The organism is Kitasatospora cineracea, assembly GCF_003751605.1.
GTDB lineage: Bacteria > Actinomycetota > Actinomycetes > Streptomycetales > Streptomycetaceae > Kitasatospora > Kitasatospora cineracea.
The window spans coordinates 3928252-3948791 of record NZ_RJVJ01000001.1 but is presented as its reverse complement, the minus strand read 5'-3'; the positions used below and the strand labels follow the sequence as shown (position 1 = coordinate 3948791).

The 20540-nt window shown below is 74.7% G+C and carries 18 protein-coding genes; 13 read left to right on the top strand and 5 right to left on the bottom strand.

The genetic code is table 11. The features are described 5' to 3' along the window. Nucleotides 1–68: 68 nt before the first annotated feature. Together EDD39_RS17950 and EDD39_RS17945 are read right to left on the bottom strand one after the other, a co-directional pair. The gene (locus tag EDD39_RS17950) at nt 69–1205 is read right to left on the bottom strand and encodes a DegT/DnrJ/EryC1/StrS family aminotransferase (protein WP_123557291.1); all 1137 of its coding nucleotides are present in this window, start codon (nt 1203–1205) and stop codon (nt 69–71) included. A 7-nt stretch (nt 1206–1212) separates the two neighbouring features. Then, nucleotides 1213–2382 (bottom strand): DegT/DnrJ/EryC1/StrS family aminotransferase, encoded by a 1170-nt coding sequence (locus EDD39_RS17945; protein WP_123557289.1) that lies wholly within the window; start codon nt 2380–2382, stop codon nt 1213–1215. Between the two features lie 289 nt (nt 2383–2671). Here EDD39_RS17945 and EDD39_RS17940 point away from each other — a divergent pair, with 289 nt between their 5' ends. The 6 genes from EDD39_RS17940 to EDD39_RS17915 all read left to right on the top strand — a co-directional run bounded on the left by EDD39_RS17940 (nt 2672) and on the right by EDD39_RS17915 (nt 8954). Continuing rightward, complete coding sequence (locus tag EDD39_RS17940) at nt 2672–3733, top strand: Gfo/Idh/MocA family oxidoreductase (protein ID WP_208765524.1); 1062 nt, start codon at nt 2672–2674, stop codon at nt 3731–3733. Then, nucleotides 3730–4872 (top strand): sugar phosphate isomerase/epimerase family protein, encoded by a 1143-nt coding sequence (locus EDD39_RS17935; RefSeq protein WP_123557285.1) that lies wholly within the window; start codon nt 3730–3732, stop codon nt 4870–4872. The genes EDD39_RS17940 and EDD39_RS17935 overlap by 4 nt, the downstream gene beginning before the upstream one ends. A gap of 88 nt (nt 4873–4960) precedes the next feature. Further along, on the top strand, nt 4961–6253 hold the full coding sequence (locus tag EDD39_RS17930; protein WP_123557283.1) for a M20/M25/M40 family metallo-hydrolase: 1293 nt from the start codon (nt 4961–4963) through the stop codon (nt 6251–6253). 72 nt (nt 6254–6325) lie between these two features. Then, a complete protein-coding gene (locus tag EDD39_RS17925) occupies nt 6326–7465 on the top strand; it encodes an Ldh family oxidoreductase (RefSeq protein ID WP_123557281.1) in 1140 nt (379 codons plus the stop codon). Continuing rightward, nucleotides 7462–8517: a Gfo/Idh/MocA family protein gene (locus tag EDD39_RS17920; RefSeq protein ID WP_244256776.1), complete on the top strand. Its 1056-nt coding sequence runs from the start codon at nt 7462–7464 to the stop codon at nt 8515–8517. The genes EDD39_RS17925 and EDD39_RS17920 overlap by 4 nt, the downstream gene beginning before the upstream one ends. After that, nucleotides 8514–8954, top strand: coding sequence for a DUF6917 domain-containing protein (locus EDD39_RS17915; protein ID WP_244256775.1), 441 nt, complete (start codon nt 8514–8516; stop codon nt 8952–8954). Before EDD39_RS17920 ends, EDD39_RS17915 begins: the two co-directional genes overlap by 4 nt. Nucleotides 8955–9121: 167 nt before the next feature. Here EDD39_RS17915 and EDD39_RS17910 read toward each other — a convergent pair whose 3' ends face one another. Continuing rightward, on the bottom strand, nt 9122–9661 hold the full coding sequence (locus tag EDD39_RS17910) for an EF-hand domain-containing protein (RefSeq protein ID WP_123557279.1): 540 nt from the start codon (nt 9659–9661) through the stop codon (nt 9122–9124). A gap of 512 nt (nt 9662–10173) precedes the next feature. Here EDD39_RS17910 and mmuM point away from each other — a divergent pair. From mmuM to EDD39_RS17885, 5 genes are all read left to right on the top strand, one after another. Continuing rightward, complete coding sequence (mmuM, locus tag EDD39_RS17905; protein WP_244256773.1) at nt 10174–11166, top strand: homocysteine S-methyltransferase; 993 nt, start codon at nt 10174–10176, stop codon at nt 11164–11166. A gap of 218 nt (nt 11167–11384) precedes the next feature. Continuing rightward, entirely contained in the window at nt 11385–12488 is a 1104-nt protein-coding gene (locus tag EDD39_RS17900) for a serpin family protein (protein WP_244256772.1), read from the top strand. Nucleotides 12489–12767: 279 nt separating this feature from the next. Continuing rightward, nucleotides 12768–13508: a class I SAM-dependent methyltransferase gene (locus tag EDD39_RS17895; RefSeq protein WP_030925190.1), complete on the top strand. Its 741-nt coding sequence runs from the start codon at nt 12768–12770 to the stop codon at nt 13506–13508. Between the two features lie 301 nt (nt 13509–13809). Then, on the top strand, nt 13810–15330 hold the full coding sequence (gene glpK / locus EDD39_RS17890; RefSeq protein ID WP_123557275.1) for a glycerol kinase GlpK: 1521 nt from the start codon (nt 13810–13812) through the stop codon (nt 15328–15330). Nucleotides 15331–15404: 74 nt separating this feature from the next. Next, nucleotides 15405–16988 carry a glycerol-3-phosphate dehydrogenase/oxidase gene (locus EDD39_RS17885; RefSeq protein WP_123557273.1) on the top strand — a complete coding sequence of 528 codons (1584 nt, stop codon included), beginning with the start codon at nt 15405–15407 and terminating at the stop codon, nt 16986–16988. A gap of 111 nt (nt 16989–17099) precedes the next feature. On the opposite strand, the gene EDD39_RS17880 is transcribed toward EDD39_RS17885, so the two are convergent. Both EDD39_RS17880 and EDD39_RS17875 read right to left on the bottom strand, forming a co-directional pair. Beyond that, on the bottom strand, nt 17100–18500 hold the full coding sequence (locus EDD39_RS17880; protein ID WP_123557271.1) for a GntT/GntP/DsdX family permease: 1401 nt from the start codon (nt 18498–18500) through the stop codon (nt 17100–17102). Nucleotides 18501–18586: 86 nt separating this feature from the next. Then, nucleotides 18587–19111 (bottom strand): gluconokinase, encoded by a 525-nt coding sequence (locus tag EDD39_RS17875; RefSeq protein WP_123557269.1) that lies wholly within the window; start codon nt 19109–19111, stop codon nt 18587–18589. A 174-nt stretch (nt 19112–19285) separates the two neighbouring features. Here EDD39_RS17875 and EDD39_RS17870 point away from each other — a divergent pair, with 174 nt between their 5' ends. Next, complete coding sequence (locus tag EDD39_RS17870; protein ID WP_030460219.1) at nt 19286–19984, top strand: FadR/GntR family transcriptional regulator; 699 nt, start codon at nt 19286–19288, stop codon at nt 19982–19984. 248 nt (nt 19985–20232) lie between these two features. Further along, a complete protein-coding gene (locus EDD39_RS17865; RefSeq protein WP_123819051.1) occupies nt 20233–20538 on the top strand; it encodes a hypothetical protein in 306 nt (101 codons plus the stop codon). Nucleotides 20539–20540 lie beyond the last annotated feature (2 nt).

Sequence of the window (20540 nt, the reverse complement as noted above, 5' to 3'; positions counted from 1 at the left end):
GGGAGTTGCAGCGCGGCGAGGCGGTGGGCGCCCCGCGGCTCGCGGGGGCCCGCCGCCCGTCGGCGGGATCAGGTGGGGAAGGTCAGGACCGCGGTGGTGATCCGCTCCACCTCGGCGTCCGTCAGGTGCGGGTAGACCGGCAGGGAGAGGCACTGACGGGCCGCCCGTTCGGCGTTCGGCCAGTGGCCGCCGGGGGCGGCGGTGTGGGCGAACGCGGGCTGGTGGGGCAGGGGTTGGGGGTAGTAGACGTGGCCGTCGACGTGGTGGGCGGCGAGGTGGCGGTGGAGGTCGTCGCGGCGTTCGGCGAGCAGGGTGTAGACGTAGTAGCAGCGGCCGTCGGTGCCGGGCGGGGGCGGGAGGATGCCGCGGGTGGCGAGGGGGGTGAAGTGCCGGGTGTAGTGGGTGGCGATCTCGGCGCGGCGGGCGAGGCGGGCGGCCAGGCCGGGGTGGCGGCGGAGTTGGAAGGCGGCGAGGATCTCGTCGAAGCGGCTGTTGAGGCCGACCAGGTGGTGGCGGAAGCGGTGCGTGCCGTCCTGGCCGTGGTTGCGCAGCATCCGGACGGTGCGGGCGAGTTCGGGGTCGGAGGTGACGACGACGCCGCCTTCACCGGGGCCGCCGAAGGACTTCACCTGGACGAAGGAGAAGACGCCCGCGTCGCCCCAGGTGCCGGCCGGGCGGCCGTCCAGGACGGCGCCCTGGGCGACGGCGGAGTCCTCGATCAGGCGGAGGCCGTGCCGGGTGGCGAGGGCGCGCAGGCGTGGCATGTCGGCCATCACGGAGAACATGTGGGCGGGCATCAGAGCCTTGGTGCGGGGGGTGATCAGGGCCTCGGCCGCGTCCGGGTCCATGACCAGGGTGTGCGGGTCGATGTCGGCGAAGACCGGGGTGGCGCCGACGCCGAGGACGGTGTTGGCGAGCGGGGCGCAGCCGAAGGCCGGGACGATCACCTCGTCGCCGGCGGTGATGCCCATGGCGCGCAGGATCAGGGTGAGGGCGGTGGTGCCGCTGCCGCAGGCGATGACGTCTCCGGCGCCGAGGTCGGTGCGCAGCAACTCCTCGAAGCGGGCGGTGCGTTCGCCGAGGATGAAGCGCTGGGCGGGGTCGGTGGCGATCTCGCGGACGGTGTCGAGCAGCAGGTCGCGGTCGTCCTCGAAGAGGTCGGGCGGGAAGAACGGGATGGTGGCGGCGGCGGTCGTGGTGGTCATCGGCGGGTCAGCGCTGCTTTCCGTGCTGGAAGTCGCGGACCAGGTCGCTGACCAGGTCCAGTTGGTGGTCGGCGAGGTCGGGGTAGAGCGGGAGGGCGAGGGCGCGGCCGCAGGCGGCTTCGGCGTGCGGGAACTCGCCGGGTCGGTGGCCGAGTTCGGCGAAGCAGGGCTGGAGGTGCAGCGGCGTCGGGTAGTAGGTCTCGGTCTGGACGCCGTGCCGGGCGAGGTGGTCGGCGAGTCCGTCGCGGTGGTCGGACTCGATCAGGTAGACGTACCAGACGGGGTCGGTCGCGGCGTCCCGGTCGACGACGGTGGGCAGGGTGAGGCCGGGGGTGCCGGTCAGGCGTTCGGTGTAGCGGGCGGCGAGGGTGGCGCGGCGGGCGATGTCCTGGTCGGCGCGGCCGAGTTTGGCGAGCAGGACGGCGGCCTGGATGTCGTCCATCTTGCTGTTGGTGCCGAGGAGTTCGGTGGGGCGGTTGATGGTGGGGAAGTCGTCCAGGGTGCGGCCGGTGCGGCCGTGGTGGCGCATCGCGGAGACGGCTTCGGCGAGGGCGGGGTCGTCGGTGAGGACGGCGCCGGCGTCGCCGATCGCGCCGAGGGTCTTGGTGGGGAAGAAGGAGAGCACGCCGCCGGCGCCGTGCAGTCCGGCGTGGACGCCGTCCCAGCGCATGCCGAACGCCTCGGCGCTGTCCTCGACGACGGTCAGGCCGTGCCGGTCGGCGACGGCCAGCAGGGCGCGCAGGTCGGCGAGTTGGTGGAACAGGTGGACCGGCATGACCATCCGGGTGCGGTCGGTGCGGACGGCTTCGACGCTCGCCGGGTCGAGGCTGTACGTGACCGGGTCGATGTCGGCGAAGACCGGGCGGCCGCCGGCCAGCACCACCGAGGTCGCGGAGGCGACGAAGGAGTAGGCGGGGACGATCACCTCGTCGCCGGGGCGCAGGCCGGCCGCGCGCAGCAGCAGGACCAGGGCGTCGGTGCCGCTGTTGACGCCGATCACGTGCCGGGCGCCGGTCCAGGCGGCGAGGGCGGCTTCGAGTTCTTCGACCTTCGGGCCGTGCGAGTACTTGCCGCGGTCCATGAGTTCGTCGAGGTGGCGCCGGGTGGTGGGCCAGAGCGATTCGAAGGTCTCGGCCTGGGTGAAGAAGGAGACGCCCGGGGAGGTGGTGGCACCCATAAAGCCCTCATCGGATTGTATGGATAAAGCGGATCCGAAGGTCCGTGCCCGAATCTGCCGGGCACCCGAATCTATGCCGACCGCCTCCCCGTCCACCCCGGCCGACAAGCGGGTTCACCCCTTCGAATGGCTTGGTGGGTAAGCGATTTGACGCCCGGCCGGATTGCCGCCGAAGTGCTGATTGAATACCGGACGAAGCAGCGCCGACCGCGGCACCGACCGCACCGCCGCGACCCGGAAGGAATGACACCCCGCCATGCCGAACGGATTCGGGACCTTACTCGTCGGAATGGGACGGGCCGGAGACGGACTCCACCTCCCGGTGCTGCGCCGCCTGCGCGGCGCGCCCGGCACCGCGCACCTGTTCGCCGCCGCGCCGATCCTCGCCGTCGACCCGTACCGGCGCCCCCGGGCGGCCGCCGACCTGCGCCCGACCACCCTCGCCGAGGCGCCCCGGCTGCTCGACCCGGAGCGCACCGTCGTCCACCTGTGCACCCCGCCCACCGAGCGGGTCGCCGCCCTGGACGCCCTCGGCCGGCTCGGCTACCGGCGGGTGCTGCTGGAGAAGCCGGTGGCCGCCGACAGCCGCGGCCTGGACGAGTTGCTCGCGCTGCGCGACCGGTACGGGCTGGACCTGGCGGTGGTCGCCCAGTGGCTGGGCAGCCGCCTCACCGGTCGGCTGCGCGCGCTGCTCGCCCAGGACGCGTACGGGCCGCTGCGCACCATCCACGTCGTCCAGCGCAAGCCGCGGTTCTCCCGCTCGCTGGCCGGGGGCGGGCACCCCACCGCCTTCGACATCGAGCTGCCGCACTCGCTCGGCCTCTGCCTCGCCCTCGCCGGGCCCGGCGAGGTGACCGGCGCGGGCGGCACCGACATGGTGGTCGACGGGCAGGTGCTGCCCCGGCTCGGCACCGCCTGGCTCAACCTCCAGCACCGCGGCGGCGCGTGGACCCGGATCCGCTCCGACCTCACCTCGCCGGTCCGCGAGCGCCGGGTCACCCTGGAGCTCGCCCGCGGCACCCTGATCGGCCACTTCCCCGGCAGCGAGGCCGACGCGTACGCCCGGCTGACCGTCATCGACCACGACGGCGAGAGCACCGAACTGCTGCACGACGACGCGCTGGGCGGCTTCCTGGAGCACATCTACGGGTACTACGCGGCGGACGGCGGGCGGCGCGGCGCGCACCCCGACCTGGCGGTCAACACCGAGGTGGTGCGCCTGCTCGACCGGGCCAAGGCGATCGCGGCCGGTGGTGACGGCGGCGGGGGCAACAGCAGTGGTGGCGGCGTCGGCGGCGGTGCGGCGGGTGGCGGCGCGGCCGGGGTGCCGCGGGCGGTGATGAGCCGGTGAGCGCCCTCCGCAAGGGCGGCCGGGCCAGGCGGCGGCGGGCGAACCGGACGCCGGTGGCCCGGCGACCGGCCGACCGGTCCGGCGGGACGGCTGCCCAGCTCGGCGGGACGGCCGACCGGTCCGGCGGGACGGCCGTCCGGTTCGGCGGGATCGGCGACGAGGCCGCGCCCGACCTGGCCGGACAGCTCGACGCGCTGGAGCAACTCGGCTGGCGCGAACTGGAGTTGCGGACGGTGGACGGCGTCTGGATCGCCGATATGCCGGCCCGGCAGGTCACCGCCCTCGCCCGCACCCTGCGCCGGCGGGGCGTCCGGGTCTGCGGCATCGCCTCCCGGGTCGGCAACTGGGCCTCCGACATCACCGACGACCACCGCCGGGAGGACCTGGAGCTGGAGGCGCTCGCCCTCCGCGCCGCCGTGCTCGGCACCACCCGGATCCGGGTGATGTCCTACCCCAACGGCACCGGCCTGCCGGAGCCCGAGTGGCGCCGCCGGGTGCTGGCCCGACTGCGCGGCGTCGCGGCCGGCGCGCACCGCGGCGGGCGGCTCGCGCTGCACGAGAACTGCGCGGGCTGGGCCGGGAGTTCGGCCGAGAAGGCCCTCGACCTGATCGCCTCGGTGGACAGCCCCGGACTGCGCCTGCTGCACGACACCGGCAACGGGATCGCGTACGGCTACGACGGGTTCGAGCTGCTGCGCCGGACCGCCGGACACGTCGACCACGTACACATCAAGGACGCCGTCGGCGGCGGCCCCGACACCCGGTACGTGCTGCCCGGCGCCGGCGACGCCCGACTCGCCGAATCCCTGCGGCTGCTGACCGCGCGCGGCTGGCGCGGGGTGTGGTCGCTGGAGCCGCACCTGGCCACCCGGCCGCACGAGGGCCTGGCGGCGGACGGCCGCACCGACAGCGGATTCGTCGCCGCCGGACGGGCGTTGACCGCCCTGGTGGAGCGCGAGGTGCTGCCGCACTCCCCCGGCTGGCGCCTCGTCCCGGGCGGGCTGGCACAGGACCTTCCAACGCCCCGACCGGTGCCCCGACCGGCGTCCCGACCTGCGGGCGCGGGCCCGGACGCGGGGGCGAGGGCGGGGACGGACGAGCGGGCGGCTCGGGAGGAGGCGGTGACCGATGCCCGGTGAGGCGTTGGCGTCCGGGGCGGGGACAGTGGGGTGCGCGCAGCTTCCGGACGAAGCGGAAGCGGCGGCCGGGCTCCCGGCGAGCGAGCTCATGGTCGTTGAACTCTCGCAGGACGAGCGCGAGTTGCTGCTCGAACTGCTGCGCCTGCCCACCGCCGGCCCGCTGGAGACCGGACCCGGAACGCCGCTGCCGCTGCTGCCCGAGGCGCTGGACGTGTACGCGCGGGCGGCGGCCGGTCGCGGACTGGTGGAGTTGTACCGCGGCGCGACCGGACGGGACGAACTGGCGGTTGAGGGGGTGCCGTTGACGGTACGTCAGGCCGGGGACGAGGTGCCCGGGTTCCTGGAGTGCCAGCCGAGCCTGGTGCTGCGACTGGGTCCGGAGCTGCCCCGGGCGGCGACGGTGATGTTCAACGTGCACCTGGACACGGTGGCCGGGCCGGAGCCGGTGGGGTTCGACGGGCGGCGGTTCACCGGGCGGGGCGCGATCGACGCCAAGGGCCCGGCGGTGGCGCTGCTGGCCGGGATCCGGGCGGCGGTGGCGGCGGAGCCCCGGGTGGGCCGCGAGGTCGGGGTGCTGGTGCAGGCGGTGTCCGGCGAGGAGGGCGGCGCGATGGGCGTGTTCGGCACCCGTCCGCTGGTCGGGGCCGGGTACGTGGGTGCGCTGAACGTGTTCTGCGAGCCGACCGGCCTGCGCTACCTGCCCCGGGCCACCGCCGCCGCCACCGCCCGGCTGCGGGTGCGCGGCGAGGACGCGATCGACGACTGTCCGGACGCGGGCCACAACGCGACGGTGCTGCTCGGCTTCCTCGCCCAGTACCTGGCCCGGGAGTTGGGCCGCCGGCCCGGTCCGCGCGACCCGGTCTGCGTGGCGGGCCTGGGCACCGGCCCGCTGCACAACCGGGTCTACGGCAGCGGCGAGCTGCTGCTCAACCTCCCCTACCGGGACGCGGGTTCGGGCCGCCGGGCGGTGGCCGCGGTGGAGGCGGCGGTCCGCTCCGGGCTGGACGCGTTCCGCCGCGAGTTCGCCGAGCTGCCGGAGTTCGCCCGGACGGCCGCCGACTGCGCCCGGATCACCCGGCTGGACTGGCCCAAGCGCGGCCTGCCCGTCCTGGACAACCGGCATCCGGAGTTCGAGGACCTGCTGTCCCGGCGGGCCGGCATCCCCCGGATGCCGGACGCGGAACCGGCGTTCACCTGCGACGCGATCTGGACGGCCGACCTGCCGGACGACGCGTTCACCGTGGTGCTCGGCCCCGGCGACCTGGGCGCCAACCGGGCGCACGCGGCGGGCGAGTTCGCCGAGGCGGCCCAACTCGACGCCTTCGCCTCGGCGGTGGCCCGGCTGCTGGTGGCCTTCGCCCGCCACCGCCACCACTCTTGACCCTCCGCTCCCCGTTCCCCCGTCCCGTCCGTCCCGTCCTCGTCCGAAGTCCCCGTCTGGAGGCTGTTCCCCGTGACCACCGTGGCGTCCGCGCCCAGTGCCGCCGGCACCGTCCGCGTCCCGTACGCCGATCTGATCCGTTTCACCACCGAGGTGTTCACCGCGCACCGGTTGCCGCCCGAGCGGGCCCGGGCGGCGGCGGAGGCGCTGTGCTACGGCGACGCCGCCGGGATGGACTCGCACGGGCTGGCCAACCTGGGGCGGCTCTACCTGCCGCTGCTGGCGGAGGGCCGGGCCGATCCGCTGGCGGAGCCGGAGGTGGTGGCGGACCGGGGCGCGGCGGTGCTGGTGGACGCGGGCGGGGCGCTCGGGCTGTGGCAGGCCGGGGCCGCGATGGAGCTGGCCGCGGAGCGGGCCGAGCGGCACGGGATCGGGCTGGTGTCGGTGCGCCGGGCCACCCACTTCGGCTGTGCGGGGCACCACGCGGCGCGGGTGACCGGCCGCGGGATGATCGGGCTGCTGGCGTCGAACTGCGGTCGGCAGCGGATCGCCCGGCCGCCGGGCGGTGCGGTGGCGCTGCTGGGCACGAACCCGTGGAGCGTGGCCGCTCCGGCGGGTGAACTGCCGCCGTACGTCCTGGACATGAGCACCACGGCGGTGCCGACCGGCCGGGTCCGGGCGGCGGAGCGGGCGGGCCGGCCGATCCCGGAGGGGTGGCTGGCGGGGCCGGACGGGCGGCCGGTGACCGATCCGGGCGCGTTCGACCGGGGCGAGGCGCACCTGCTGTGGCTGGGGTCCGGTTCGGGCGGCGAGTTCAAGGGCTTCGGGCTGGGCCTGATGGTGGAGGTGCTGGCCGCGCTGCTGCCGGGGGCGGGCCTGGGCCCGGAGCCGGCCGCGCTGGACGGCGACGGCCGGCCGTCCGGGCGGGACGACGACATCGGCATCTTCGCGCTGGCGATCGCCCCGGCGACGCTGCGGGACGCCGAGCAAGTGGCCCTGGACGCCCGGACCTTGTTCGGGACGGTGCTGGACTGCCCGCCCTCGGTGGGGAGTTCGGGCCCGGTGGCGTACCCGGGCTGGCACGAGGCCCGGCGGACCGCCGAGTCGCACCGCGACGGGGTGCCGCTGGCCGCCCCGCTGCTGTCCGAACTGGCGGGCATCGCGGAGCAGTTCGGCATCCGCCCGGTGGCGGGGGCGGAGGCCGGACGGTGAGCGGGCTGCGGTTCGGGGTGATCGGGCTCGGGGTGATCTCGCGGTTCTACCTGGCCGCCCTGGAACGGGTGCCGGGCGTGCGGCTGGCGGCGGTGTGCGACCGGGACGCGGCGGTGCTGGAGCCGTTCGGCGACCGGGTCGCGCGCTTCACGGACCACCGGGAGCTGCTGGCGGCGGGCGGGCTGGACGCCGTCGTGGTGACCGTCCCGAACGACCTGCACCTGGCGATCTGCCGAGACGCGCTGCGGGCGGGCCTGCCGGTGTGCGTGGAGAAGCCGCTGGCCCTGCGGGCCGCGGAGGGCGAGGAACTGGCCGCCCTGGCGGCCGAACGGCGGGTGCCGCTGTTCACCGCCTTCCACCGGCGGTACAACGCGGCGGTGCGGGAGTTGTGCGCGGCGGTCGCCGAACAGCCGTTGCCCGTACGGTCGGTGACGGCCCGCTACTTCGAACTGATCGAGGAGCACGTCGGCCGGGACCGCTGGTACCTGGACCCGGAGCGGTGCGGTGGCGGCTGCGTGGCCGACAACGGCCCGAACGCGTACGACCTGCTCCGGCTGCTGGCGGGCCGGATGGAGCTGACCGGCGCGGAGGTGGTGCGCGACGGCGGCGGGGTCGACCGGTACGCGGTGCTGGAGCTGGCGGGCCCCGACGGGGTGCGCGGCCGGATCGAGCTGGACTGGTCGTACCCCGGCGAACTCAAGGACGTCGCGGTGGAGTTGGCGGACGGCTCGGTGCTGCGGGCGGACCTGCTGGCCGGGCACCAGGGCTTCAAGCAGTCGCTCTGGCACGAGTACGAGGGCATCGTCGGCGAGTTCGCCGGGCTGCTGGGCGGCCACGACAGCGGCGACGGCGGCGACAGCGGCGACGGAGACGGCAGCGGCGGTACGGCGGCGGCCCGCCCGGCGGAGCGGGGCCCGGACGGGGTGGACGCGCTGCGGGTGGTCGAGGCGGCGTACCGGGCCGAGGCCGGAACCACCGGGGCCGGGTCGGCCGGGCTGACGGGCACGGACACGGGCGCGGGTGCGGATCCGCGGACGGAGGTGCGCGGATGAGCCGGGAGCGGGTGGCGGAGCTGCCGGTGCCGGTGCGCGAGAACGGGCCGAAGCGGACGGTGACCGGCACGCTGGTGAAGGTGCTGCTGCACAGCCGGACGGAGCGCGGGATGAGCCTGGAGCCGTTCGCCAGCCGGTGCGTCCGGGCGGGCGAGGTGCACGAGCTGGTGACCACCGACCAGCGGGACACCGCGGCGGGGGCCCGGATCGACCGGGTGGGGTTCCTGGGGTTCGCGGAGGTCGCGGTGGCGGGGGTGCTGGACCGGGGCGACGAGGTGTTCGTCGGCGAGCACCGGGTGGGCACCGTGCTGGGCTTCGACGCCTGCCACTTCCCGAACCACTACAACGTGCTGATCGCGGCCGACCACCTGCTGACCGGCGAGAAGCTGGACCTGCGCCCGGAGCTGCCGGTGCGGTTCGTCCCGGCCGAGGGCTGAGCCCCCTCCCGAAGGCCGAGCCCGCCGGGGAGCGGGGCGACGACGAGAGGGCCCGGAGCGGGGGGCGCCATCCCCGTTCCGGGCCCTTCGATCGTCGGGAGCCGTCAGCGGCCGTCAGGGGCAGTCGTCCTGCCGACCGCACCGGTCACCGTCGCCGTGCCGGTGGCTCAGCGGCCCAGCAGCGGGACGTCGATGTCGCCCAGGTGGTAGGCGCGCACGGCCTGGACCAGCTCCTCCACGGAGAGCTGGCCGTCGCCGTTGGCGTCGATCTGGCGGAACGCCTCGGCGGGCTCGACGTTGGAGACGCCGATCGCGTCCAGCCAGGTCTTGAACTCGGCCGGGTTGACCTGGCCGTCGCCGTCCACGTCGACCAGCTCGACCATGGCCTGGATGGTCGGCTTGACGACGCGGCCGAAGCCGGCGCCGCCGTTCTCGAGGATGTGCTCCTCGGCGATGTGGTTGAACTGCTCGGGGGTGAGCGCACCGGTCTGCTCGTCGATGCCCGCCTTGTCGGCGAAGAAGCCCCACATGCCGAGGTACGCCTCGGTCAGCGCGCGGCCCGCCGGGGAGACCGGGGCCTCGCCGAAGGCCTGCAGGATGCGCTGGGCCTCGGCCTGCCAGTCGGCCCGGTCGATCTGGCCGTCGCCGTTGACGTCCCAGAGGTCGAAGCGCTTCTGGGCACGGTCGAGCTGGACGGAAGTGGTCATCGCTGAGTTCTCCAGTGTGGATCCGGTGCGGGCGGCGGCCGCCCCAGGGACAGGGTCGGCGGGGTGTCGCCCGGCGAGGCTTTCGAATGAGCCGTCACACAATCGGTGCGGCAACGGAACGTCACACTACCGGCACGGTGAGCGACGGATCGCACACGTGCGGCCGACCGGGTGACTTTCCCCGTTCGTTGACGTCCCGTCAGATCGGCGGCCCTTGAACAGGCGCTCCCCCGCCACGATTTGGGGACACCGTCAACCGTTTCGGCGGCGGCCTCCCGGGCGGGTGATCCGGGCCGCGACCGCCCCGACCGGGCCCCTGGCCGCCGTTACGCTCGAAGGATGCCCCGCGCGGGATCGCCTGCGGGAGGCGCTCGCGGGAAGGTGCTCACGGAGGCCGTCCGAGGTGCTCGCGGGGGGCCGTCCGAGGCGCTCGCGAGGGCCGCTCGGAGGGCTCCGGCGCCGCCGCCGCGGGCCGGTTCGCCGGAAACCGGCGCCGGGTGCAGGCTGGAGGGATGGCGACGGACTCCGGCAGTTCCCCTCCCCGCCCCGGCGGCTCCCCCTCCGGCTTCGACGGCTCCCCGGGCAGCCTGGCCCTGGTGTCGGCGCTGGCGGCCGGTCCGGTGCTGCTCGACGGCGGGCTGTCGAACCGACTCGCCGACCAGGGCTGCGACTTGTCCGACGCCCTGTGGTCGGCCCGGCTGCTGCTGGACGAACCCCGGCAACTGGTGGCGGCGCACCGGGCGTACTTCGAGGCGGGCGCCCAGGTGGCGACCACGGCGAGCTACCAGGCGAGCCGTCCGGGTTTCGCCGCCCGCGGAGTGGACGCGGGAAAGGCGGACCGGCTGCTGGCGCTGAGCGTGGAGGTGGCCCGGCTGGCCGCCGAGGAGGTGTCGGCGGAACTCGGCGACGGCCGCCCGCGCTGGGTGGCGGCCTCGGTGGGCCCGTACGGGGCGGTCCTCGCGGACGGCTCCGAGTACCGGGGCCACTACGGCCTGTCCGCCTCGGAGTTGGCGGAGTTCCACCGCCCCCGGCTGGAGGTGCTGGCCGCCGCCGGGCCCGACGTGCTGGCGGTGGAGACCGTGCCGGACCTGCTGGAGGCAGCGGTCCTGGCGGACTGCGTCCGGGGTCTGGGCGTGCCGGTGTGGTTCTCGTTCAGTGCGGCGGACGGGCTGACCCGGGGCGGGGAGCCGCTCTCCGAGGTGTTCGCGCTGGTGTCGGAGGTGCCCGAGACGGTGGCGGTGGGGGTCAACTGCTGCGCCCCGGAGGAGGTGGCGTCGGCGGTGGCCCTGGCCGCCGAGGTGACGGGCCTGCCCGGGGTCGCGTACCCCAACAGCGGAGAGGGCTGGGACGCGGCGGCCCGGGACTGGACGGGCGCGGCGGCCTTCGACCCCGGCCTGGCCGCGGACTGGGCGGCCGCCGGGGCCCGGCTGGTCGGCGGCTGCTGCCGGGTGGGGCCGGCCGCGATCGCCGGGCTCGCGGCGGCGGTGCAGGCTCGGCCGCGCTGAGCGGAGTCGCCTCCGTCGGCCCGCCCGATCGTCTGCCCGTTCGGTTTTTCGGCGGCGGGTCGCTCTGCGGTCTGGTACTGATGGCGGGCTGGGTGGCGGAGCCTGCCCCCGGTTCCGGGAGCGCGACGGGAGGGGGCGTGGTGGGCGCGGGTGCGGTTGAGCGGGTGAATGCGTTGGGGGCTTGCTGGGGGCGGGAGTTGGGGTTCGGGGGCGGTCAGGTGTGGACGGCCCTGGGGGTGTGGCCGCTGCTGGCGATGCTGGCGGCGGGCGCCAACGGGCCGGCCCGGGCGGAGCTGGAGCGGGCGTTGGGCGTTCCGGCCGAGCAAGCCCCGGCAGTGGCCCGGGAGTTGCTGGCGCAGGTGCGGGCGGTGCCGGGCTGCGCGGCGGCGCTCGGGCTGTGGACGGCCGACGGCGTCGCGGTGGAGCCGGGCTGGGTCGCCGAGTTGGGCGCCCCGCTGTGGGGGCGGCTGTCCGGCGATCCGTTCGAGGACCGTGCGGTGCTGGACCGTTGGGCCCGGGAGTGGACCGGCGGGCTGGTGCCGCGGATGCCGGTCGACCCGGCGGGCGCGCTGCTGGTGCTGGCGTCGGCGGTCGCCGTCCGGACCAGGTGGCTGCGGCCGTTCCAGGAGGGCCGCTTCCAGGTCCTCGAAGGCCCTTGGGCGGGACGGGACTTCGCGCAGCTCTCGGTGTCCGGCCCGGAGCTGTTCGAACGGATCGCGGTGGCGGAGAGCTCGGCGGGACGGGTGACGGAGGTGCGGGTCGCGGGCACCGGCGAGGTGGACGTCCACCTGGTGCTCGGCGAACCGGGAGCCGCGCCGGGCGCGGTGGTGGCGGCCGGGTTCGAACTGGTCGCGGGCGCGGCGCGGCGGACGCCGGTGGCGGGCCTGCCGGACGGGGTGCAGGGGCCCGGGCTTCAGCTGTCCACCGTCGACTCGCCCGTCCCGCAGCACCTCGGCGCGCTGAACACGGCGGCTTTCCGGGTCCGGGCGGAGCACGACCTGCTGGTGGCTGCCCGGCTGTTCGGCCTGGGAACGGCGGCGCAGGACGGCGACCACTTCCGGGGCATCAGCCGGAGCACCCCGCTGAAGGTCGCCCGGGCCCAGCAGGCCGCGACGGCGGAGTTCTCCGCGCAGGGCTTCGAGGCGGGCGCGGTCACGGCGGTGGTGATGGCCCCGGGCAGCGCGATGTTCGCCCCGCTGCAGCAGTACCGGATCCGGGTGGCCGCCGCCCGCTTCGACCGCCCCTTCGCCTTCCTGGCGCTGCACCGGCCGACCGGACTGGTACTGATGGCGGGCTGGGTGGCGGAGCCCGCGCGGGCCTGAGCCGGCGGGCGAACCGGGAGGCACGGCGGGCGGCGGGCGTTGCCCGTGGGCGGCTTCGTCGTGGTCGGCCGCGCGGTTCCTCGTCGGCCGCGCGGTTCCTCGCGCCCCTGCCGGGACGAAAGGACCGGGGGTGGGTTGGTGGGTTCGGTGGGACGGGCGGGGCGGTGGGGGGCGGGGGTTCGTGGGTTCGGCCAGTACGGGGGGCGGGTGGGGTGGCGGGAGGATTTCGGGTAGGGGCCGCGGCTGGGGCCGACGCCATGGACGGAGGGGACCGGACTGATGGTTGGTCAGCTGTACGACGGGATCGGAGAGGCGTTCGAGGGGTTCAAGACGCTGCCGTTGGCGCGGTACGGCGAGGTGCCGGGGTTCTTGGGCCTGGTGGGGGACGTGCGGGGGCGGTCGGTGTTGGACCTGGCGTCGGGGACGGGTTTCTACAGCCGGGAGCTGCGGCGCCGGGGGGCGTCGCGGGTGCTGGGGGTGGACATCTCCTCGGCGATGGTGGACGCGGCTCTGGCGGCGGAGGAGCGGGAGCCGCTGGGGGTGGAGTACGAGGTGGGTGACATCGCGGAGTTGCGGGAGTTCGGGGAGCCGTTCGACCTCGCGGTGGCGGTGCAGGCGTTCAACTACGCGCCGGACGTGGCGACGGTGGAGCGGATGTGTCGTCGGATCCACCGGAGCCTGGTGCCGGGCGGCGGGTTCTTCGTGTTCGGGCAGAGTCCGGACTTCCGGTTCGACGGGCCGCCGCTGGACCGGTACGGCTTCCGGTGCGAGCGGGCGGGCGAGGATTCGGAGGTCGGCCCGCGGGTGCGGGTGACGGCGCTGTTGGAGCCGCCGATCTCGTTCCTGGCGAATCCGCCGTCGCGCGAGGTGTACGAGTCCTGCCTGCGGGCGGCCGGGTTCCGCGACCTGGAGTGGGTGCCGCTGGAGGTGTCGGCGGAGGGCCTGCGGGCGTTCGGCGCGGAGTTCTGGGCGGACCTGGCCGCGAATCCTCCGCTGACGATGCTGCGCTGCCGGGCGTAGCGGCCGCGGCGGAGGTGGGGGGCGGGGGCGGGACGGCGCGGTGGCCGGGTCATGCGGTCTTCGGGGGCGCGCCGTCCCGCTTCCGGCAGGTCGGGGGATGCGGAGGGCGCACTGATCCGCGAGCAGGGGCATCCGGCTGCGGTTGGCTCCCGAGTGGTGTTCGATGTGGTCGAACGCTGCTGAACGCCCCGGCCGAAGGCTCCGGTGGTCCGCGAGCCCGCCTGGTTTGCCGGACCCGCGCGCACGGGGACTGACGAATGGTCACCCCTGCCCGTCGACGCCCGGAGCCGAGGATCCCCGTATGACTGCCAATTACATTGCCGCGATCGATCAGGGCACCACGTCGAGCCGGTGCATCGTGTTCGGTGCGGACGGCCGGATCGTGTCCGTGGACCAGCAGGAGCACGCGCAGATCTTTCCGCAGCCGGGTTGGGTGGAGCACGATGCCGCCGAGATCTGGACCCGGGTGCGGTCGGTGGTGCGGGGTGCGTTGGAGAAGGCGGGGTTGTCCCGGGAGGACATCCGGGCCGTCGGGATCACCAATCAGCGTGAGACGACGGTGTTGTGGGACCGGCACACGGGTGTGCCGGTGCACAACGCGCTGGTGTGGCAGGACACCCGGACCGAGGGGCTGTGCCGGGAGCTGGGGCGCAATGTGGGCCAGGACCGGTTCCGGCGGGAGACGGGTCTGCCGTTGGCGTCGTACTTCGCGGGGCCGAAGATCCGCTGGCTGCTGGACAACGTCGAGGGGCTGCGTGAGCGGGCCGAGGCGGGGGACATCCTGTTCGGGACGATGGACACCTGGGTGATCTGGAACCTGACGGGGGGTGTGGAGGGCGGTCGGCATGTGACGGATGTGACGAACGCGTCGCGGACGATGCTGATGAACCTGCACACGCTGCAGTGGGACGAGAAGATCGCGGAGTCGATGGGGGTGCCGTTGGCGGTGCTGCCGGAGATCCGGTCCTCGGCGGAGGTGTACGGCGAGGCGGTGGGTGATCTGGCGGGGGTGCCGGTGGCCTCGGCGCTGGGGGACCAGCAGGCGGCGCTGTTCGGGCAGACGTGCTTCGACGAGGGGGAGGCGAAGTCGACGTACGGGACGGGGACGTTCCTGCTGCTGAACACGGGCGAGAAGATCGTCAACTCGTACCACGGGCTGCTGACGACGGTCGGCTACCGGATCGGGGAGCGGAAGCCGGTCTACGCGCTGGAGGGTTCGATCGCGGTGACGGGTTCGCTGGTGCAGTGGCTGCGCGACCAGTTGGGCATCATCTCCACCGCGGCGGAGATCGAGACCCTGGCGGGCACCGTGGAGGACAACGGCGGGGCGTACTTCGTGCCGGCGTTCTCGGGCCTGTTCGCCCCGTACTGGCGTTCGGACGCCCGCGGTGTGATCGCGGGGCTGACCCGGTACGTGACCAAGGGGCACCTGGCGCGGGCGGTGCTGGAGGCCACCGCGTGGCAGACCCGCGAGGTGGTGGACGCGATGCAGAAGGACTCCGGGGTCACGTTGACCGCGCTGAAGGTGGACGGCGGCATGACGTCCAACAACCTGCTGATGCAGAACATCGCGGACGTCCTCGACGCCCCCGTGGAGCGCCCCTACGTCGCGGAGACCACCGCGCTGGGCGCCGCCTACGCCGCCGGTCTGGCCGTCGGGTTCTGGGACGACCTCGACACCCTGCGCGCCAACTGGCACCGCGCCGCCGAATGGACACCCAAGATGACCGCCGACACGCGCGAGCGCGAGCGCCGCAACTGGTTGAAGGCCGTGGAGCGCACCATGGGCTGGATCGACCAGGACGAGCGGCCGGAACTGTGACCCGGGCCCGTCAGGACCGCACCGATCGGAAGGAGACGCGGACCGGCCGTACGCCGGGCCGCCCACCACACACCATGGCAACCATCCCGACCCTGGGCGCCGAGCGCGCCGCCGGCCGCGTCGCCTCCCGCGCCGCCACCCGCGAACTGCTCGGCCGGGCCCGCTACGACCTGCTGGTGATCGGCGGCGGCATCCTCGGCACCGCCACCGCGTGGACCGCCGCCCAGGCCGGGCTGAAGGTCGCCATGGTGGAGGCGGGCGACTTCGCGGGCGCCACCTCCTCCGCCTCCTCCAAGCTGGTCCACGGCGGCCTGCGCTACCTGCAGACCGGTGCGGTGCGGCTGGTCGCGGAGAACCACAAGGAGCGCCGGGCGCTGGCCACCGACGTGGCCCCGCACCTGGTCAACCCGCTGACCTTCTTCGTCCCCGTCTACCAGGGCGGCCCGCACTCCGCCCCCAAGCTCGGCGCGGGCGTCTTCCTCTACTCCGCGCTGTCCGCGTTCCGCGACGGCCTGGGCCGGGTGGTCTCCCCCGCGGTGGCGGCGCGTGCCGTGCCGGGGCTGCGCACCGAGGGGCTGCGGCGGGTCGCGGTGTACGGCGACCACCAGATGAACGACGCCCGGATGGCCGTGATGACGGTCCGGGCGGCGGTGGACGCGGGTGCGGTGGTGCTCAACCACGCCGAGGTGACGGGCCTGCGCTTCACCCGGGGCCGGGTCACCGGCGCGGAGGTGCGCGACCGCCTGGACGGCAGCGAGTTCGGCGTGGACGCCCGGCTGGTGCTGAACGCCACCGGTCCGTGGGTCGACCACCTGCGGCGGATGGAGCACGCGGGTGCGGCGCCGTCGATCCGGCTGTCCAAGGGTGCGCACGTGGTGCTGCGGCGGCAGGCGCCGTGGCGGGCCGCGCTGACCATCCCGATCGACCACTACCGGGTGTCGTTCGCCATCCCGTGGGAGGACCACGTCCTGCTCGGCACCACCGACGAGGAGTACACCGGCGACCCGCTGGACGTCCGCGCCACCGACGCCGACGTCGACCAGATCCTGTCCGAGGCGGGGCACGCGGTGCGGGGTGAGCACCTGCGGCGCGAGGACATCACGTACTCCTTCGCGGGCCTGCGGGTGCTGCCGGGCGGGCCGGGGACGACCGCGGCGGCGAAGCGGGAGACGGTGGTGACCGTGGGCCGGGCCGGGATGCTGTCGGTGGCGGGCGGCAAGTGGACGACCTACCGGCACATCGGCCGGGTGATCCTGGAGAGGCTCAAGCACGCCCCGGGCGTGGGCCTGGCCGAGGACGTCTCGCCGATCCCGGCCACCGTCCCGCTGCCCGGCATCGGCGCCCCGGACGCCGTCGCCCGCCGCCTGCTGGTCGACCGCGAGCCGGGCTCCCGGATGGACCCGCTGGTGGCCCGGCACCTGGCCACCCACTACGGGACGCTCTCGTTCGAGATCGCCCGCCTGATCGCGGAGCGCCCGGAGCTGGGCGAGCGGGTGCATCCGGACGGCCCGGACGTGTGGGCGCAGGTGGTGTACGCGGCCGGGCAGGAGTGGGCGTACACGGTGGACGACGTGCTGCGGCGGCGCACCACGCTGACGGTGCGCGGGCTGGACGGTGCGGAGGTGCGCAAGCGCACCGCGGAGCTGCTCCGGGAGTAGCGGCGGGAGTAGCGGCGGGACGGAAAAGGCGACGCCCTCCGGGAGAAGCGGGAAATCCGGAGGGCGTCGCGGTCTTGGGGGGGTGGGGGGTAAGGCAGCGGTTCGGGTTCGTCAGATGATCAGGCTGAGCGGCAGGATCAGGGCGATGGCGACCACCGAGATGATCGTCTCCATCACCGACCAGGACTTCAGCGTCTGGCCGACGCTCATCCCGAAGTACTCCTTCACCAGCCAGAACCCGGCGTCGTTGACGTGCGACAGGAACAGCGAACCGGCGCCGATGGCCAGCACCAGCAGGGCGGCGTGGCTGGTGGACATGCCGGCGGCCAGCGGGCCGACGATGCCGGCGGCGGTGATGGTGGCGACCGTCGCGGAGCCGGTGGCGAGCCGGATCAGCACCGCGATCAGCCAGCCGAGCAGCAGCGCGGAGATGTGCCACTTGCCGGACCACTCGCTGACGGCCTGGCCGACGCCGACGTCGATCAGGGTCTGCTTGAAGCCGCCGCCCGCGCCGACGATGAACACGATCCCGGCGATCGGGCCGAGCGCCGAGCCGACCGTGTCGGAGATCTTGCCCTTGTCGAAGCCGGCCGCCCGGCCGAGGGTCAGCATGGCCAGCAGGGTCGCGGCGAGCAGGGCGATCAGCGGCGAGCCGATGAAGTCGAAGATCCGCTGGCCGGTGGCCTTCGGGTCGTCGATCACCACGTCGGCCAGCGCCTTGCCGAGCATCAGCACGACCGGCAGCAGGATGGTGGCCAGCACGGCGCCGAACTTCGGCGTCCGCTCCCGCTTGACCGTGTCGACCGGGGCGGTCTCGGCGGGGAGCTCCAGCGGTCCGACCCAGCGCTGGGCGAGGCGGCCGAACAGCGGGCCGGCCACGATCAGGGTGGGGACGGCGATCAGCAGGCCGAGCGCCAGGGTGACGCCGAGGTCGGCGTGCAGGGCGTCGACGGCGACCAGCGGGCCGGGGTGCGGCGGGACGAGGCCGTGCAGCACCGAGAGGCCGGCCAGGGCGGGGATGCCGATGCCGATCAGCGGAGCGTTGCCGCGGCGGGCCACCAGCAGCACGATCGGCACCAGCAGCACCACGCCGACCTCGAAGAACAGCGGCAGGCCGAGCACGGCGGCGATCAGCGCCATCGCCCAGGGCAGCAGCTTGGGGCCGGTGCGGGCCAACACGGTGTCCGCGATGGTGTTGGCGCCGCCGGAGTCGGCGAGCAGCTTGCCGAGCATCGCGCCGAGGCCGATCAGCAGGCCGACCGAGGCGACGGTGGAGCCGAAGCCGGTGGAGAAGCTGGCCAGCAGCTTGTCGAAGGGCGCGCCCGCGACGGCGGCGAGCAGCCCGGAGCCGAGGGTGAGAGCCAGGAACGGGTGCAGCTTGAACCGGGTGATCAGCAGCACGATCGCGCCGATGCTGAGCAGCACCGCGAGCAGCAGTTGTCCGTTGCTCGCCGTGTGCGGCAGCGCCGGTGCGCCGGCCGCCAGCAGGGTGGGGGTCACGGAGGTCTCCATTGACGGGCCGTCACCGTCCGGCTGTCGGGCGGCCGGTGGCGGGGGTGTGACGTGGGGGGTGGGGGAGCCTGGGCGGGTCGGGGCTCTCAGCGGGCCAGGGCGGCGACGGCGCGTTCGACCAGGGTGTCGGGGGCGGCGTCGACGTCCAGCACGGTGCCGCGCTCGTCCGCCTGGAGCGGTTCGAGGACGGCGTACTGGGAGTCCAGCAGCGAGGGCGGCATGAAGTGGCCGGTGCGGTGCGCCAGCCGGTCGCCGATCAGGTCGTGGCTGCCGCTCAGGTGCAGGAAGAACGCGTCCGGGCAGGCGGCGCGCAGCACGTCGCGGTAGTCGCGCTTGAGTGCGGAGCAGGTGACCACTCCCCCGCTGCCGGCTTCGGCGCGTTCGCCCAGCCAGCCGCCGAGCGCCCGCAGCCAGGGCTGCCGGTCGCGGTCGTCCAGCGGGGTGCCGGCGCTCATCTTGGCGATGTTGGCGGCGGGGTGGAAGTCGTCGGCCTCCGCGTACGGGAGGTCGAGGCGGTCGGCGAGCAGTCGGGCGACGGTGGTCTTCCCGACTCCGGAGACGCCCATCACCACGACGACGGGCGGCTGCTGGTTCTCGGCGCTGAGAGCCATGGTGGTGCTCCTGTCCTTGCCTGCTTGCGTGGGCAACCTTGACGCAAAGGTATGACTTATTCAAGCGTCCGAAACCCAATCGTCATACTTTTTGTCGTTCGCCCTGGTCGGACGGGGTGCGCTTCGGCCGAGCGGGGGCCGTCTTCCCCCGGGCCGCGCCGATAAGCTGGGCCGATGGAGATCCAGGGTCTGCCCGGCCGCCTGCTCGCCGTCCTCGGTCCTGCGATCGCCTCCGGCGAGCTGCCGGAGGGGACGGTGCTGCGGGCGGAGGAGCTGGAGCAGCAGCACGGGGTGTCCCGGACGGTGGTCCGGGAGGCGGTGCGGATCCTCGAGTCGATGCGGCTGGTCGAGCCGCGGCGGCGGGTCGGGACCACCGTGCGGCCGAAGGCCGACTGGGACGTGTTCGACCCGCTGGTGATCCGCTGGCGGCTGGCCGGCGCGGACCGCTCCGCGCAGCTGCGCTCGCTGGGCTCGCTGCGGGTCGCGGTGGAGCCGGCCGCGGCGGCGCTGGCGGCCCGGTGCGCGGGGGACGACGACCGCCGCGAGCTGAGCGCGCTGGCCGTCGAACTGACCGTCACCGCCCGGGCGGCCGACCTGGACGCCTTCCTCGCGCACGACATCGCCTTCCACGCGGCGGTGCTGCGGGCCTCCGGCAACGAGATGTTCGCGCACCTGAAGGACACCGTGGGCGCGGTCCTCACCGGCCGCACCGAGCACCGGCTGATGCCGCACCGGCCGCGCGAGTACGCGGTGCAGCTGCACCGGGACGTCGCGCAGGCGATCTGCGCGGGCGACCCGGAGCTGGCGGAACGGGCGATGCGGACCATCGTGGTCGGCGCGCTGGAGGAGTTGGACGCCACCCTGCCGGACTGACCGCCACCTTGCCCGACTGACCGCCACCTTGCCGGACTGACCGCCACCGGCCTGCCCGGAGCGGCCGAACGGCCGGAACGGCGCCCTTGCGCGGCGGAATACGATCCTGACGGGGAGTCGGGGCGGTGTCGGCGCGACACGCCCGCTGTCGGCTGGATCGGCCCGGTCGGCGGAATAGCCTTGACCGGGTGGGGGCAGGGCTGGTCCTGGCGCGCCCGGGCGGGTGCGCGACCGACAGGGGGTGGGCGATGGCCGTTCGTCGGCGTGGCCGGCTGCCGGACGAGGTGCGGGGGGCCGCGGTCCGGGCCGGGATGTCGTTCGCGTTCACGGTGGTGGCGTTCGTGGTGGCGCTGCTCGCCTCCTGGGCCCACACCGGCCTGCTGACACCGGCGTTGGCGCTGATGGCGCTGGGCGTCTTCCTCACCGCCTGGTGCCTGATCGACGTGGTGGTCTCCCGCCAGGTCGCCGCCTCCCGCCGCCGGGCCCCCAACTCGGCCGCCCCGCTGGACGGTTCGCGCGAGCAGCGGAACGGCGAGCGGGCCCGGGGTCACTGACG